Genomic DNA, 14,273 nt, shown 5'->3' with positions numbered 1-14,273 from the left:
TCCTCGTGAAATCGCTCCTCGCGAAGCCGACCCTCGTGAAGCCCCGTTCCTGGGTCCTCCTCCTGGCCGCCGTGTTCGCCGTCCTCCAACTCGCCAACGTCACCGGCCGGGACACCCCCGACACCAAGAACTACCTCTCGTACGCGCTGAGTCTGCGCGGCGACAGCAAGCAGGACGCGGCCACCGCCACCATCGACTACGCCTGCGCCGGGAAGGCGTCCATCGCACGCCGCAACCAGAGCGTCGACGTGGTGCGCTTCCACGCGCCGAGCCCGACCCGGCGGGTCTTCGAGGAGTGCCGGGGCTACGAGCACTGGGTGGTCGCGAAGCGGCTGCGCGCCGGGCAGACGGGCGGGCACACCGTGCCGTTCATGCCGCCCCGCTTCATGCGGATCTTCGAGGTGCGGCCCGGCTATCCGGTCTTCCTGGTGCCGTTCATCACGGTGCTGGGGGTGACGTGGGGGCTGTGGGCCGCGGGCGTGGCCGTCACGGTCGCGGGCGGCGTCCTCGCGTTCCTGGTCCTGCGCACCCTGCGCGCGTCCCTGCCGCCGGCCCTGACCGGCCAGGCGCTCTTCTACGTCCTGCCGTGCGGGACGACCGCCATGCGGCCGATGACCGAGGGCCTGCTGCTGACGCTGACCCTGGCGGCGTTGTGGGGCTGCGCGCTGGCGCTGGAGGGCCGGACCCGGGCCGGAGCGGCGCTGGTCGGCGGGTCGCTGCTCGCGCTCTTCACCGTCAAGCACTCACAGTCGCTGTTCCTCGGGGTGTGCCTGGCGGGGGCGTGCGCCGCGATCGGTGTCCGGCGTGGGGTGCGCGCCGGACTCGTAGGGCACGGGCGCCCGCTGAAGACGGCCGGGCAGCTGTGGCAGGCGCTCGGGCGGCCGCTGCGGGCGGTCGCGGTGGCGGCGTCCTGCGCGGCCGTGGGCACGGTTCTCGTGGCCGAGGTGCTGCACTACCCGTCCGAGTCGGAGAGCCTCCAGGACCTGCTCACCAACCACTTCGCCCGCCCCGACCGCACCCGCCTGTGGCCGGAGTTCCTCCACCTGGAGTTCGACTTCTGGGTGGAGTGGCTGCGCCGCCGGCTCTGGGACCCGCTGTTCCTGACGGCCGTACTGGCGTCCGCCTGGGGGGCGATCCGGCACCGCCCGGCCTTCGGCGTCCTCCTGCTGGGGGCCGCGTTCACCGGGGTCCTCAACCAGGCCGGGCACCCCGACATCAACATCTACGGGGACCGGCTGATCGTGCTGGTGTGGCTGCTGCCGGTGGTCGGGCTGCCGCTGCTGCTGGGGCATGCCGTACACCCGTGGTCCCGGACGTCGGGCACGGTGCCGGCCCCGCTGCGCAGGGACACCACGGTCGCCCGATGAGGTGACACCCGGCCATGTCGTCGCCCTCGGCGGGAATATACGACGAATGCCTCGAACCGCCGCGTCCCGTCGCCCCGCCCCCTCCCTCCGGTGAGCGTCGGCCTCGTCGTGCGGCGGGCCGTGCGCGGCGCGACCGCGCTGCGCGGTGGCCGGACCTGGCACCCGACGCCGTACCAGGTCTTCGGCTTTCTGTTCTTCCTGGTGATGACGCTGGCGTACTGGCGCGTGCCGCTGTGCTGCGACGCCGGGCAGCACGCCGCGGTCGTCGAACGGCTCAGGGCGAACCTGCTCCATCCGGCCCATCCGACGGCGGACCTGCCGGGCGCGGGCAGCGCGTACTACTCGCCGTACGCCGTCGCGGAGGGCGCCTTCGCCCGGCTGACGGGGCTGACGGGCTGGGCGTTGGTGCGGCTCGCCGGGCCGCTGAACCTGCTGGTGCTGCTGACCGGCCTGGGCTGCCTCGTGCGCGTGCTGACGCCCCGTCCGTGGGCGCCGGTCCTCGCGCTGTTCGCGGTGACGCTCCTGTCGGGCGCCGAGCGGGCCGGGTGGAGCGGCTCCCTCGGGCTGATGGCCCTGACCGGCAACCTCGGCTATCCGTCGACGTGCGCAATCGGTCTGACCTTCTGGGCCTGGGCGCTGACGGGGTCGCGGGCGCGCGGCGCGGGGCTGGTGCGGTATGTCGGGCCGAGCGGGCTGCGCAGTGTGGCCGGGTACGCGGGGCTCGGGGCGCTGTACGGGCTGATCCTGCTGATCGACCCGGTCACGGCCGTCGCGGCGGTGCTCGGCGCGGTGGCGTTCGTCGCGGGGTGGCAGCGGGAGTGGCGGGCGGCCGTGACGGGCCGTTGGGCGCTGGCCGGTGCAGTGGCGCTGCTCGTGGCCGCCTGCTGGCCGTACTTCGACGCGTTCGCGCCGATGGCGGGCGACGGCGGGCGGCCCTACGCCTACGTGGGGATGCCCGGGCGCGTCTGGCCCGCGCTGGTCGGGCTGCCGGCGCTGTGGGCGCGGGCCCGTCGTGCACGGCGCGATCCGCTGGTGCTGCTGTGCGCGCTGCAGTGCCTGGCGCCGGCGTACGGCTGGGCCCGCGGGCAGGACGCGTACGGCGACATCCTGGGGCTGACTCTGGTGGCGCCGCAGCTCGCGCTCGCCGTGGAGTTTGCCGCGCCCCGGCCGTGGAGTGCGCCGCGACGGGCGCTGGGCTGGGTGACCGCGGCCGTCGTGTGCGCCGGATTTCTCACGGTGCACGCGGGGGCGGTCGTGCCGCGCGCGCTCGATCCGGTGGGCTTCGGGCAGCCGCCGCGCCGGCCGACGTACGACTGGGCCGCGCGGTACATCAGGCCGGGCGAGGCGGTCGTCGCCGACGGGTACGACGCCGTGCGCCTGATCCCGGGTTACGGCGCGGACCTCGCGGCGCCCGTCCTGCCCGACCGCGCCCTGGACGAGGGCGAGCGGCTGCGACGGCTCGCGGCGGTCCGTGCCTACCTCGACCCGGCGTCCACCCTCGCCCTGCGCACCACCGTCGCCCGCCGGTACCACGTCCGCTGGCTGCTGTTGACGCGCCGGCGGCGGGTGCCCGAGGAGGCGACGGTGGTGGCGTGGAGCCGCGAGACCGGCGAGGTGCTGGCGCGGGTCGGCGACAGCGGGCGTACTACTCGATGACGAGCTCGACCGGGATGTTGCCGCGGGTCGCGTTGGAGTAGGGGCAGACCTGGTGGGCCTGGTCGACGAGCTTGCGGCCCGTCTCGGCGTCGACGGACTCGGGCAGCTCCACACGCAGCGTGACGGCCAGGGCGAAGCCCACGCCCTCCTTGTGGAGGCTGACCTCGCCGGTGACCGCGGCGTCGCTGACGTCGACCTTCGCGGCGCGGCCGACGACGCCCAGGGCGCTGGCGAAACAGGCGGCGTAACCGGCGGCGAACAGCTGCTCCGGGTTGGTGCCCTGACCGCTGCCGCCGAGCTCCGCCGGCGGTGCCAGCTCGACGTCGAGCTTGCTGTCGGAGCTGTACGCACGGCCGTCACGGCCGTGGGTGGCGGTGGCGACGGCGGTGTAGAGCGCGCTCATGGAAACCATCCCTCTCAAGTCAAGATCCTGTCGGGGCGGCCTGTCCGGACCGCCTCACGAACACAATTAGAGCACGCAATTCAGTTGTGCACAACTAAATGGCGCTCCAGGTCTATCCTGGAGGCATGACCGCCACATCCCTCCCGCCCACCGAGGCACCGTCAGCCGAGGACTACCTGCGCCTCGACCAGCAGATCTGCTTCTCCCTGAACGCCGCGTCGCGCGCCTTCAACGGCGTCTACCGCGTCGTCCTCAAGGACCTCGGGCTCACCTATCCCCAGTACCTGGTGATGCTGGTGCTGTGGGAGCACGGCGAGCTGCCCGTCAAGAAGCTGGGCGAGCACCTGCGGCTCGACTCCGGAACGCTGTCACCGCTGCTCAAGCGGCTGGAGACGGCCGGTCTGGTCCGCCGCGAGCGCAGCGCCCACGACGAGCGCTCCGTGCACGTCCACCTCACCGACGAGGGCACGGCGCTGCGCGAACGCGCCCTGCTCGTCCCGCGCCGGATCGCCGCCGCGACAAGCCTGAAGCTCACCGAGATCGCGGAACTGCGGACCCGCCTCGACCGGCTGACCTCGGCGCTGGACTCGGCGGAGCTGGACCCCTCCGCGCTGGAGGACACGCCGGGCTGCGGCTAGGGCAGCTCCGGGCCGAGCGAGTCGGTGGGTGGGCGGCGTACGAACAGACGCAGCGTCGCGCCCCTGCGGGCGATCTCCTCGCGGGGCACGAACTCCTCGTCGACCACGGCGAGTTTGACCCGCTCGGCGGGGTCCCGGGGATACCAGGCCGGCCGCAGCGCGAACCGCTCGGTGACCACCCACACATGGTCGAGCCGTGCGAGCCGCCGCCTCAGCTCCCGCGGCCCCGCCTCCACGCCGTAGAGCGTCCCGGACTCCGCCGCCGGCACCGCGAGCGCGACGTCCCGCACCCCGCGGAACGCCTCGGGGTACGCCAACGCCGAGCGTCGCCCGATCGACGGCAGGAACAGGACGGGCTCCCCGGGCCGCAGCGTGCGCGCGGCGACGGCGGGGAGGGCCGCGAGGTTGTCGGGGCGGCCCTCGGGGGCGCGGTCCTCGCGCAGGAGGGGGAGCTGCCAGGCGAGGACGAGGGCGACGGCCAGGACGCCGACGGCAGGGGCGAGGGGGGCGGCGAGCCGTCCGGGCGACCGCTCCGCGTCCCGCGGCCCGCACGCCTTCCACCGCCGGGCGGCGCCGCCCGCCAGCCGGTCGGCCCCCGCGGCAGCGAGCAGCGGCGCCCCCGCCAGGGCGTACAGCACGTACCGCTCGTCGTACAGCGGCACGACACGGGACACGGCGAAGAGCGCCGCGGGCGGGAGCATCATCAGCGGCAGGGCGACCGCCGCGAGGGACGGTGTTCCCGGCCGCCGTTCGCGGGACGGGCGCAGCGCCACGGCGATGAGCACCAGGTACGGCACGACGACGGGCTCGGCGGGTCCCGTGAACTCCCGCAGCAGATGCTCCGCGCTGCCCGCCCCCGGCACCGCCAGCCACGCGACCTGCGCCGACTGCGCGTGCGAGACGAGGGCCAGCGGCAGCAGGGCCAGGAGCGCGGCGCCGGCGGCGCAGGCCCATCCGCGCCACACCCGCCAAGGCACCCGCGCCGTCGCCAGGGTCGCCGCGTGCGCGAGGAGCAGCACCACCGCGAGTTCGTGCAGCAGACATGTGACGGCGACGGCTCCGGCGTACGCCCCCCATCGCGCGGGGCGGGGGGCACGGAGGGTCTCCACCAGGAGCAGCGTCGCCCCTGCCGCACCGGCCGCGACCAGTGCGTACGACCGTCCTTCCTGCGCGTAGTACCCGCCGAGCGGCGTCACGGAGTACAGCAGGCCCGCCCACAGCCCGACCCGCGGGCGGCCCAGGCGTACGCCGAGGGCGGCCACGAAACCCGCGGTCGCGGCGGCCCCGCAGACCGAGGGGAGGCGGAGGGCGATCTCGCTCGGGTGCGGGGCGAGTGCGGCGTGCATGAGCAGGTAGTAGAGGCCGTGGACGGCGTCCACGTGGTGCAGCAGGTGCCAGATCTGCGGCACGGAGCGCCGTGCGACCTGGAAGGTGACCGCCTCGTCGCGCCACATGCCGCCGCGGTCGAGGCCCCAGAGGCCGACGCCGAGCATGACGAGCACGGGCACACAGACGGCGACGAGCGAGGGCGGACGCGCGGCCGCGGAGGCAGCTGCGGGTGCGGCCGTGACCTCCGGGAGCGTGACATCCGACCGCCGGGCCCGCGTGATCCCCATGAGACTCATCACGGGCCCGATTTTGTGCGATGAGAAAACCTTTGAAGGGTATTGACAGCGTATCGTCCGTTATTCCCCATCCGTGCGGCTTACGATGCGGCGTTGATGAGAGCTTCGACGATCACTTCCGCGCCGCCCGCACTCCCCGCCCCTTCCTCCACCGCCGCAGCACGCAGCCCGCTGCTCCCTCTCACCAGCCTGGCCGTCGGCTGGCTCGCCACCCGCGGCGCGATGCTGTGGCTGCTCGCCCACGACAGCCTCGCCCGGCTCGGCGGCGGCGGGGTGTCGCACGAGGTGAACCGGCTGTACTTCCGCTGGTACGGCGTCCTGTCGCACGGCTCCTATCCGGTGGACGACCGGATGTGGCAGTACCCGCCGGGCGCCGGACCGGTGCTGCTCTCGCCCGCGCTGCTGCCGGGGCTGACGTACTTCCAGGCGTTCGTGGCGCTCACGCTCGTGGCGGACGGTGCGATCGCGATCGCGCTGGCGCGCGCGGGCACCCGCCCCCGGGACGGGAGGCACCCCCAGGCGCGCACGCTCCACGGCGCGCTCCTGTGGGTCGCCGCGCTCCCCCTGCTCCTGCACATCCCGCTGGCCCGCTACGACGTCCAGGTCACCGCCTTCGCCGTCATCTCCCTGTTGACGTCGGCGCGCTCCACGCGCGCGTGCGGCGCGTTCGCGGCGCTGGGCGCCCTGGTGAAGGTCTGGCCGGCACTCGCGCTGCTGGGCACGCCGAGAGGGCGTACGACACGGGAGGCGTGGACGTCGGCGGCGGTCACGGCGGCCGCGCTGCTCGTCGCGCTGGCCACGCTGTTCAGCAACCCGTTCGACTTCCTGCGCCAACAGGGCGGCCGGGGCGTGCAGATCGAGTCGCTCGGCGGCACGGCACTGGCCTTCGCCCGGCACGCCGGCTGGCAGGGCGCCGTGCGCTACCGGTACGGCGCCATGGAGTTCGTCGGCCCGTACGTCTCGACGGTCGCGGCCGTCTCCCTCGCCCTCACCCTCGCCGCCTTCGCGCTCCTGCTGCTGTGGCGGGTGCGCGCACGGCGCTGGACGCCCGCGACCCCGTACGACGCCGCGCTCGCCGCCGTGCTCCTGTTCACCGTGACGAGCCGGGTGATCAGCCCGCAGTACATGGTGTGGCTGCTCGGTCTGTCCGCCGTGTGCCTGACCTCGCGGCACACCACGCAGCGCCCGGTGGCGGCGCTGGTGGTGGCGGCGACGGCGGTCAGCTCCGTGGCGTATCCCGTGCTGTACGGGGAGGTCATGGCCTGCACCTGGACGGGCTGCCTGCTGATGTTCGTCCGCAACGGCCTGCTGGCGTCGGCGGCGGTCCTGGCCTTCGCCCGCCTCTGGCGTTCGGGCCGCGCACCGGCCGCGGGACGCCCGGATGGTGAGGAATGACCGACAGCGCGCGTCGCGCCCCCGCCCGCCTGCTTCACTGATACGCGACCGCCGCAGGCGCGCACGCAGAGACACCGAGAGGGGATCGCCCGACATGACCACCTGGCTGATCACAGGGGGCGCCGGATACATCGGCGCACACGTCGTCCGGGCGATGCGCGAGGCGGGCGAACAGGCCGTCGTCTACGACGACTTGTCCACGGGCATCGCCGAACGGATCCCCGACGGCGTCCCGCTGGTCGTCGGCTCCACCCTCGACGGCGAGCTGCTGGCCCGGGCCCTGAAGGAGCACGCGGTCACCGGCGTCGTACACCTGGCGGCGAAGAAGCAGGTCGGCGAGTCCGTGGACCTTCCCCTGCACTACTACCGCGAGAACGTGGAGGGCCTGCGGGTGCTGCTGTCCGCCGTGACGGACGCCGGGGTTCCCTCCTTCGTGTTCTCCTCCTCAGCGGCGGTGTACGGGATGCCGGACGTGGATCCGGTGACGGAGGAGACGCCGTGCGCGCCGATGAGCCCGTACGGCGAGACAAAGCTCGTGGGTGAGTGGCTGGTGCGTGCCACGGGCCGGGCGACGGGCCTGTCCACGGCGTCCCTGCGCTACTTCAACGTGGCGGGGGCTGCCGCGCCCGAGCTGGCGGACACCGGCGTCTTCAACCTCGTCCCGATGGTCTTCGAGAAGCTCACCGAGGGTGCGGCGCCGCGTGTCTTCGGCGACGACTACGCCACCACCGACGGCACCTGCGTCCGCGACTACATCCACGTGGTGGACCTGGCGGAGGCCCATGTCGCCGCCGCCCGGCGCCTGTCCGCCGCCGCGGGCACGGACATGACCCTCAACATCGGCCGCGGCGAAGGCGTTTCGGTCCGCGAGATGATCGACCGGATCAACGCGATCACCGGCTACGACCTGCCCCCGACGGTCACCGCCCGCCGCCCGGGCGACCCGGCCCGGGTCGTCGCCTCGGCCGACCGCATCGCGGCAGAGCTGGGCTGGACGGCGAAGCACGACGTCGAGGACATGATCACGTCGGCCTGGGAGGGCTGGGTGCGGCTGCACCCGGAGGCGGCCCGCGCCTGACTGCCCGTCAGCTATGCGCCTACTGCCGCCGGTTCGGGGAACGTGACACCGGTCAGTTCCTCCGAGGCCGTCCACAGGCGCAGCGCCGACACCGGGTCGCTGGCCGCGGCGGAGCGGCCGACCAGGGCCGGGGCGCCGCGCATCTCGCCGAAGCCGTCGGGTCCGACGTAGCTCGCGCCGGGGAGGTCCTGGACGGCGGCGTAGAGCGTGGGCAGGGCGCCCGCCTTGTTGTCCTGGGCGATGAACCGGTTGCCCACCTTCATGAGGACGCGGCGCAGCGCGCTGGCGTCGTGGCCCTGGAGGCCGGTGGAGGCCCAGCCGGGGTGCGCGGCCAGGGCGCGTACGGACGAGCCCGCCTCGGCGAGGCGGCTCTGCAGCTCCAGGGTGAACAGCAGGTTGGCCAGCTTGGACTGGCTGTACGCGGTGATCGGCGCGTACTCGCCGGTGAGGTTCAGGTTGCCGAAGTTGATGCGCGGGCTGCCCGGCATCTTGTGCGCGCCGGACGACACGGTGACCACGCGGTCGGTGATGTGCGGCAGCAGCAGGTTGGTCAGGGCGAAGTGCCCGAGGTGGTTGGTGCCGAACTGCGTCTCGAAGCCGTCCTTGGTGCTCGACTCCGGGACGTTCATGACGCCGGCGTTGTTGATCAGCAGGTCCAGGCGGCCCTGCCAGCCGGCGGCGAACTCGCGCACGGAGGCGAGGTCGGCGAGGTCCAGGCGGCGCACTTCGACGCTGCCCTTGACGGTGGCCGCGGCCGCCTCGCCGCGCCCCACGTCCCGTACGGCGAGCACCACATGGGCGCCCGCGCCGGCCAGCGCCTCGACGGTGGCGATGCCGAGTCCGCTGTTGGCGCCCGTGACGACGGCCGTGCGGCCGGTCTGGTCGGGGATGTCGCTCGCGTTCCACTTCCGGTTGTCTGCCATGCCCGCCAATGTAGGCGTCGCCAACAATGCTGTCAACGCCAACAATGGTGTCGGCGCCAACAATGTAGACGGTGACTGCATGACCGATACACTCACGTCATGCAGACTCGTCGCTACCACCACGGAGACCTGCGCGCCGCGCTACTGACCCGCGCCGAGGAGACCCTCCGCGAGAAGGGCCCGGCCGAGCTGTCCCTACGCGAGCTGGCCCGCGACCTCGGTGTCAGCCACGCCGCGCCGAGCCGTCACTTCAAGGACAAGCAGGCCCTGCTGGACGGGCTGGCCCTGCTCGGCTTCGACCGGCTCGGAGCGACCCTGGGCGCCTCTCAGGAGGGGGTGGGCAGCGCGTTCGCCGACCGGATCGACGCCTTCGCCCGCGCCTACGTCGGCTTCGCCGGCGACAACGCCGAGCTGCTGGACCTCATGTACTCGATCAAGCACGACCCGTCGGCGTCCGAGGCCCTCGTCAAGGCCTCCCAGCAGCTGGGCGCCCTGGCCCTCGCCGTGATCACCGAGGGTCAGCGCGCCGGCGAGGTGCGCGAAGGATCGGTGGAGAGCATCGCCACCCCGATCTTCAGCACCCTCCACGGCTTCGCCAGCCTCGCCGTCAGCGGCTCCCTCCCCGAAGGGGCGGTCGAGTCCGGCCTGAACGACATCACCGCCTACGTCCTGCGCGGCTGCGCCCCGGACGCGCGCGGATGAGCACGCCGGATGCCTCCACGGGAGCGATCCTGGGCTCCGCCGTGGGCGACGCCCTCGGCGCACCCTTCGAGTTCGGACCCGAAGGGGCGTTCAGCGCACGCTTCCCGGCGGCGGGGCACGGCGGCGAGATGTGCGGAGGCGGCGGCTGGGATCCCGGCGAGGCCACCGACGACACACAGATGGCCGTCCTGGTGGGCGAGTCGCTCCTCGAGTGCGGTGAGCTCCGGCTCCCGGATGTCTTCCGGCGGTTCCAGCGATGGGCGGCGTCGGACCCCAAGGACATCGGTCTGCAGACCGAGGCGGTCCTCGGCAGCGGCGACCCCTGGGACCTCGCCGCCTCCCTGCATTTCCAGGTCAGCCAACGGGCAGCGGGGAACGGGGCGTTGATGCGGGCCGCCACCTCCGCCGTGCACTTCGCGCGGGACGGGCGGGAGGCCACCATGGAGGCCGGGCGCCGCATCGCCGCCCTCACGCACGGAGACCGGGCCGCCTGGGAGGGTACGGCCGTCTTCCACGAGCTGGTCCGCGTCGCGCTGGACGGCGCCGACCCGCTCGCCGCGCTGCCCGAGACGCTCGCGCTCGTCCACCCCGACCACCGCGAACGGTACGGCGTCGTTCTCGCCCCGGACTGGCACCCCGACCTCGCCACCGAGTTCAACGGCGCCGTCTGGCCGTGCCTGGGCTCCGCCGTCTGGGCCCTGCGGACCACCTCCTCCTACGAGGACGCCGTACGCGCGGCCGTCGACCTCGGCGGCGACACGGACACCGTCGCCGCCGTGACGGGCGGCCTGGCGGGAGCCGTGTACGGGGCGGGCGCCATCCCCCGGCGGTGGACCGAGCCGCTGCACGTGCCGCTGCCGGGATTCGGCGACCGGGTGCTGAGGGCGGCGGAACTGACGGAGCTGGCGCGCAGGTTGGCCGGCTGAGGATTCGGCGGCGCCTGCGATCGTTTTCGTGTTTTGGGGAGAAAACTCCACCGCGCGAGCGGCCCGCGGGCGGCATGGTTGATCCCGGAAGGTCCACCGCACCCCGCTCGGAAGGAAACGCCGCTCATGAGGCCGCTGCTCTGGTTCGTGTTCCTCGTCGCCCTCGGCGCCAACATCGCGAGCAGTAACACATTCGACGGTACGCAGGAGGTCCTGGCCAGCGTCGCCACCGGCAGCGTCTCGCTCGCGGCCGGCCTCGGTCTGCTCGCGACCCGCCGCCGCCCGGGCGCCTGAGCCCCGGAGGCCTACAGCGCCTTGAGCGCCGCCGCCGTGGCCCGCGCCAGGCTCGGCAGGTATCCCTTCGGCGGCTTCGGTGCGCGCACGACCACCGAACGCCAGTACAGCGGCCCGGAGATGACGTCGAGCGCGAGGTCCGCGTCGATGTCCTCGCGGACCTCGCCGCGCGCGGCCGCGGCCGCCACGATCCCGCTCGCGACCCCCTGCTGCCCCTCGCGCAGCGCCTTCTGCATGGCCTCGGCGATCTCCGGGTTGCGGGCCGCCTCGGCCTGCAGGTCCGGAATGATCTGGCCGGCCACGGGGTGACGCAGGGCGCGTGACATGACCTCGTAGAGCAGCCGCAGGTCCCCTTCGAGGGACCCCGTGTCCGGCGCGGGCAGGCCCTGCACCGCCACCGCCGAGACCAGGTCCAGCACCAGGTGCAGCTTGGACCGCCAGCGGCGGTACACCGCCGTCTTGCCGACTCCCGCGCGGCGCGCGATGCCCTCGATGGACATGCGCGCGTACCCGACGGCCGCGAGTTCCTCGAAGACCGCGGCCTGGATGGCCTCGGTCACATCCTCCCGGAGCACGGCCGCCCCCGCGGGGGCCCTGCGGCGCGGACGCGTCGGGGCGGAGTCGGCGTTGGTCGTCATACGGACCAGCATAGGGCGTTACGACGAAACGGTTGCGTTCCGACGTGGAAACGCCCTACTCTCACGTTGCGACGATACGGTCCCGTCCCGACGTAAGAAGACGGCAAGGACGACGTAAGAAACGTCCCAGGGCGGACCGCGCACCCCACGCCCCCCGAGCGAAAGCAGCGGATGTGAGCCAGGTCCTCGACACACCGCCCCCCGCGACCGCGACACCTCCGACGGCCGAGACCGCCGAGGCACTCGCCGCCCGTTACGGCCTGGCCGTCAGCGGCGCCCGCCCGACCCTGCCCGCGTACGTCCGCCAGCTGTGGGCGCGGCGCCACTTCATCACCGCCTTCGCCACCGCCAAGCTCACCGCCCAGTACAGCCAGGCGAAGCTCGGCCAGGTCTGGCAGGTGATGACCCCCCTGCTGAACGCGGCGGTCTACTACTTCATCTTCGGCGTGCTGATGAACACCAAGCGCCATGTGGCGGACTTCGTGCCGTTCCTGGTCACCGGCGTCTTCATCTGGACGTTCACGCAGAGCTCGATCATGACGGGCACCCGGGCCATCGCCGGCAACCTGGGCCTGGTGCGCGCGCTGCACTTCCCGCGCGCCGCGCTGCCCGTCTCCTTCGCCCTCCAGCAGCTCCAGCAGCTGCTGTTCTCGATGGCCGCGCTCGTCGTGATCCTGCTCTGCTTCGGCGTTCCGCTCAGCGCCTCCTGGCTGCTCGCGGTGCCCGTCCTGGTGCTGCAGTTCGTCTTCAACGCGGGCGTCGCGATGATCGTGGCCCGGCTCGGCGCCAGGACACCGGACATCGCGCAGCTGATGCCGTTCGTGCTGCGCACCTGGATGTACGTGTCCGGCGTCATGTGGAGCCTCGACAAGATGCTGGCCGGCCGCTCCCCTCTCCTGAAGGACGCGCTGCAGTGCAACCCGGCCGTCGTCTACATCGACCTGATGCGGTACGCCCTGATCGACAGCTTCCACTCCAGCCAGTTGCCGCCCCACGTGTGGGCGCTGGCGACGGGCTGGGCGCTGCTCGCCGGCGTCGGCGGTTTCATCTACTTCTGGAAGGCTGAGGAGACGTACGGCCGTGGCTGACATCAACAAGGGCATCAACAAGGGCATCGACGAGAGCGCCGACAGGGCCGTCGACGAAGGCATGAGCGGTGACTTCACCCCGGGCGCGTCCCCGGGCCCCACCGACGCGAAGATCCCCACCGTCATCGCCGCCGGCGTCGACATCGTCTACCGCGTCAACGGCACGGGCGCGGGCCGCGGCAGCGCCACCGCCGCGCTCAACCGCATGCTGCGCCGCAAGCAGACCGAGCAGGCCTCGGGCGTCCGCAAGGTGCACGCCGTGCGGAACGTGTCCTTCACCGCGTACCGCGGCGAGGCCATCGGTCTGATCGGCACCAACGGCTCCGGAAAGTCGACCCTCCTCAAGGCGGTCGCCGGACTGCTCCCCGTCGAGAACGGCAAGATCTACACCGACGGCCAGCCCTCCCTGCTCGGCGTCAACGCGGCCCTGATGAACGACCTGACCGGCGAGCGGAACGTCTTCCTCGGCGGTCTCGCCATGGGCATGTCCCGCGAGCAGATCAAGGAGCGCTACGAGGACATCGTCGACTTCTCCGGCATCAACGAGAAGGGCGACTTCATCACGCTGCCCATGCGGACGTACTCCTCCGGCATGGCGGCCCGGCTGCGCTTCTCCATCGCCGCCGCCAAGGACCACGACGTCCTGATGATCGACGAGGCCCTCGCCACCGGCGACCGCTCCTTCCAGAAGCGCTCCGAGGCCCGCATCCGCGAACTGCGCAAGCACGCGGGCACGGTCTTCCTGGTCAGCCACAACAACAAGTCGATCCGCGACACCTGCGACCGCGTCCTGTGGCTGGAGCGCGGCGAACTGCGCATGGACGGCCCCACGGAGGACGTCCTCAAGGAGTACGAGGCGTTCACCGGCGGGAGCGACAAGCCGGCGAAGAGCGCGAAGCCGGCCCCGAAGACCGTGGCCGTCGCCTGAGGCCTGTCAGGGGCGGCGGCCGTCGCCCGGACCCGTCAGGGGCGGCGGCCGTCGTGCTGGAACACCCACGTCCGGTAGACCAGGAAGCGGAACGCCGAGGCGAGGACGATGGAGACGGCCTTGGCGATGTTCGAGCCGTACGGGCCGTCCATGCCCAGGCCGTGGTAGCCGGCGTAGAAGAGCACGGTCTCCATCGCGACGCCGAGGCCGCTGAAGACGAAGAACAGCACGATCTGGCGGCGGGTGCGCGAGGCCCGGTCGCGGTAGGCGAAGAAGCGGAAGCCGACGTAGTTGGTGGCCATGGCGACGCAGCTGGCGAGCACCGTGGCGGGCGTCGGCCACCACTTCAGGCCGTGCAGCAGAAGGTTGAAGACGAGGAAGTTGACCGCGACTCCGCTGCCGCCGACGAGGCCGAACCTCGCGACTTCGAGGACGAGCCGACGCGCCCGCGCCAGGCCCCCGGGGCGGGCGGCGGCGGGCGGGTCCGCAGGCGGGTCTGCGGGCGGGGCGCTCTCGGGGACACGGCGGCCGGTGGCGGCCCGCCCCTCGGAGAGGTTCACAGTCACGGGTCCGAGCCTCCACACGATCCGTCTGACAATCGGGCCAACCTTA

The 14,273-nt window shown here is 72.9% G+C and carries 15 protein-coding genes; 10 read left to right on the top strand and 5 right to left on the bottom strand.

Going from position 1 to position 14,273, the window contains the following annotated elements; all coding sequences use genetic code 11:
- Positions 1 to 35: 35 nt before the first annotated feature.
- Positions 36 to 1,367 carry a hypothetical protein gene (locus tag ABZS97_RS15500; RefSeq protein ID WP_356137809.1) on the top strand — a complete coding sequence of 444 codons (1,332 nt, stop codon included), beginning with the start codon at positions 36 to 38 and terminating at the stop codon, positions 1,365 to 1,367.
- A gap of 90 nt (positions 1,368 to 1,457) precedes the next feature.
- Positions 1,458 to 3,023 carry a hypothetical protein gene (locus tag ABZS97_RS15495; RefSeq protein ID WP_356137784.1) on the top strand — a complete coding sequence of 522 codons (1,566 nt, stop codon included), beginning with the start codon at positions 1,458 to 1,460 and terminating at the stop codon, positions 3,021 to 3,023.
- On the opposite strand, the gene ABZS97_RS15490 is transcribed toward ABZS97_RS15495, so the two are convergent.
- Positions 3,013 to 3,426, bottom strand: a complete 414-nt coding sequence (locus ABZS97_RS15490) for an organic hydroperoxide resistance protein (RefSeq protein WP_356137782.1) — start codon at positions 3,424 to 3,426, stop codon at positions 3,013 to 3,015. The two genes, ABZS97_RS15495 and ABZS97_RS15490, sit on opposite strands and share 11 nt — an antisense overlap.
- A gap of 125 nt (positions 3,427 to 3,551) precedes the next feature.
- Here ABZS97_RS15490 and ABZS97_RS15485 point away from each other — a divergent pair, with 125 nt between their 5' ends.
- Positions 3,552 to 4,064, top strand: coding sequence for a MarR family transcriptional regulator (locus ABZS97_RS15485; RefSeq protein ID WP_356137780.1), 513 nt, complete (start codon positions 3,552 to 3,554; stop codon positions 4,062 to 4,064).
- Here ABZS97_RS15485 and ABZS97_RS15480 read toward each other — a convergent pair.
- Positions 4,061 to 5,689, bottom strand: coding sequence for a glycosyltransferase family 39 protein (locus tag ABZS97_RS15480; protein ID WP_356137778.1), 1,629 nt, complete (start codon positions 5,687 to 5,689; stop codon positions 4,061 to 4,063). The genes ABZS97_RS15485 and ABZS97_RS15480 overlap by 4 nt on opposite strands.
- A 222-nt stretch (positions 5,690 to 5,911) precedes the next feature.
- Here ABZS97_RS15480 and ABZS97_RS15475 point away from each other — a divergent pair, with 222 nt between their 5' ends.
- A complete protein-coding gene (locus tag ABZS97_RS15475) occupies positions 5,912 to 7,084 on the top strand; it encodes a glycosyltransferase family 87 protein (RefSeq protein WP_356137807.1) in 1,173 nt (390 codons plus the stop codon).
- A 94-nt stretch (positions 7,085 to 7,178) separates the two neighbouring features.
- The gene (gene galE / locus ABZS97_RS15470; RefSeq protein ID WP_356137776.1) at positions 7,179 to 8,162 is read left to right on the top strand and encodes a UDP-glucose 4-epimerase GalE; all 984 of its coding nucleotides are present in this window, start codon (positions 7,179 to 7,181) and stop codon (positions 8,160 to 8,162) included.
- Between the two features lie 11 nt (positions 8,163 to 8,173).
- Here galE and ABZS97_RS15465 read toward each other — a convergent pair whose 3' ends face one another.
- A complete protein-coding gene (locus ABZS97_RS15465; protein WP_356137774.1) occupies positions 8,174 to 9,085 on the bottom strand; it encodes an oxidoreductase in 912 nt (303 codons plus the stop codon).
- A gap of 99 nt (positions 9,086 to 9,184) precedes the next feature.
- Between ABZS97_RS15465 and ABZS97_RS15460 the strand changes: the two genes are divergently transcribed.
- The 3 genes from ABZS97_RS15460 (at position 9,185) to ABZS97_RS15450 (ending at position 11,007) form a co-directional block, all read left to right on the top strand.
- Positions 9,185 to 9,787 carry a TetR/AcrR family transcriptional regulator gene (locus ABZS97_RS15460; protein WP_356137772.1) on the top strand — a complete coding sequence of 201 codons (603 nt, stop codon included), beginning with the start codon at positions 9,185 to 9,187 and terminating at the stop codon, positions 9,785 to 9,787.
- Positions 9,784 to 10,713, top strand: a complete 930-nt coding sequence (locus ABZS97_RS15455) for an ADP-ribosylglycohydrolase family protein (RefSeq protein ID WP_356137770.1) — start codon at positions 9,784 to 9,786, stop codon at positions 10,711 to 10,713. Before ABZS97_RS15460 ends, ABZS97_RS15455 begins: the two co-directional genes overlap by 4 nt.
- A gap of 126 nt (positions 10,714 to 10,839) precedes the next feature.
- Positions 10,840 to 11,007 (top strand): hypothetical protein, encoded by a 168-nt coding sequence (locus ABZS97_RS15450; RefSeq protein WP_356137768.1) that lies wholly within the window; start codon positions 10,840 to 10,842, stop codon positions 11,005 to 11,007.
- A gap of 11 nt (positions 11,008 to 11,018) precedes the next feature.
- Here the strand turns inward: ABZS97_RS15450 and ABZS97_RS15445 are convergent, their stop codons facing one another.
- Complete coding sequence (locus tag ABZS97_RS15445; protein ID WP_356137766.1) at positions 11,019 to 11,645, bottom strand: TetR/AcrR family transcriptional regulator; 627 nt, start codon at positions 11,643 to 11,645, stop codon at positions 11,019 to 11,021.
- A gap of 173 nt (positions 11,646 to 11,818) precedes the next feature.
- On the opposite strand from ABZS97_RS15445, the gene ABZS97_RS15440 reads away from it, so the two are divergent.
- Positions 11,819 to 12,733: an ABC transporter permease gene (locus ABZS97_RS15440; protein WP_356137764.1), complete on the top strand. Its 915-nt coding sequence runs from the start codon at positions 11,819 to 11,821 to the stop codon at positions 12,731 to 12,733.
- 61 nt (positions 12,734 to 12,794) lie between these two features.
- Entirely contained in the window at positions 12,795 to 13,661 is an 867-nt protein-coding gene (locus tag ABZS97_RS15435; RefSeq protein WP_356137805.1) for an ABC transporter ATP-binding protein, read from the top strand.
- A gap of 35 nt (positions 13,662 to 13,696) precedes the next feature.
- Here the strand turns inward: ABZS97_RS15435 and ABZS97_RS15430 are convergent, their stop codons facing one another.
- Positions 13,697 to 14,227, bottom strand: coding sequence for a GtrA family protein (locus ABZS97_RS15430; protein WP_356137762.1), 531 nt, complete (start codon positions 14,225 to 14,227; stop codon positions 13,697 to 13,699).
- Positions 14,228 to 14,273: the final 46 nt, after the last annotated feature.

Source organism: Streptomyces sp. NPDC005485 (assembly GCF_040606085.1).
In the GTDB taxonomy this organism is placed as follows: Bacteria; Actinomycetota; Actinomycetes; order Streptomycetales; family Streptomycetaceae; genus Streptomyces.
Note: the sequence above shows the minus strand (reverse complement) of the source record. Positions and strands in the feature narration are given on the sequence as shown.

Bases quoted from the DNA above. Each gene is read 5' to 3' on its own strand.
- ABZS97_RS15480 (WP_356137778.1), bottom strand. From the start codon at position 5,689: ATGAGTCTCATGGGGATCACGCGGGCCCGGCGGTCGGATGTCACGCTC.
- ABZS97_RS15465 (WP_356137774.1), bottom strand. From the start codon at position 9,085: ATGGCAGACAACCGGAAGTGGAACGCGAGCGACATCCCCGACCAGACC.
- ABZS97_RS15445 (WP_356137766.1), bottom strand. From the start codon at position 11,645: ATGACGACCAACGCCGACTCCGCCCCGACGCGTCCGCGCCGCAGGGCC.
- ABZS97_RS15455 (WP_356137770.1), top strand. From the start codon at position 9,784: ATGAGCACGCCGGATGCCTCCACGGGAGCGATCCTGGGCTCCGCCGTG.
- ABZS97_RS15490 (WP_356137782.1), bottom strand. From the start codon at position 3,426: ATGAGCGCGCTCTACACCGCCGTCGCCACCGCCACCCACGGCCGTGAC.
- ABZS97_RS15450 (WP_356137768.1), top strand. From the start codon at position 10,840: ATGAGGCCGCTGCTCTGGTTCGTGTTCCTCGTCGCCCTCGGCGCCAAC.
- ABZS97_RS15460 (WP_356137772.1), top strand. From the start codon at position 9,185: ATGCAGACTCGTCGCTACCACCACGGAGACCTGCGCGCCGCGCTACTG.
- ABZS97_RS15485 (WP_356137780.1), top strand. From the start codon at position 3,552: ATGACCGCCACATCCCTCCCGCCCACCGAGGCACCGTCAGCCGAGGAC.
- galE (WP_356137776.1), top strand. From the start codon at position 7,179: ATGACCACCTGGCTGATCACAGGGGGCGCCGGATACATCGGCGCACAC.
- ABZS97_RS15435 (WP_356137805.1), top strand. From the start codon at position 12,795: ATGAGCGGTGACTTCACCCCGGGCGCGTCCCCGGGCCCCACCGACGCG.
- ABZS97_RS15475 (WP_356137807.1), top strand. From the start codon at position 5,912: ATGCTGTGGCTGCTCGCCCACGACAGCCTCGCCCGGCTCGGCGGCGGC.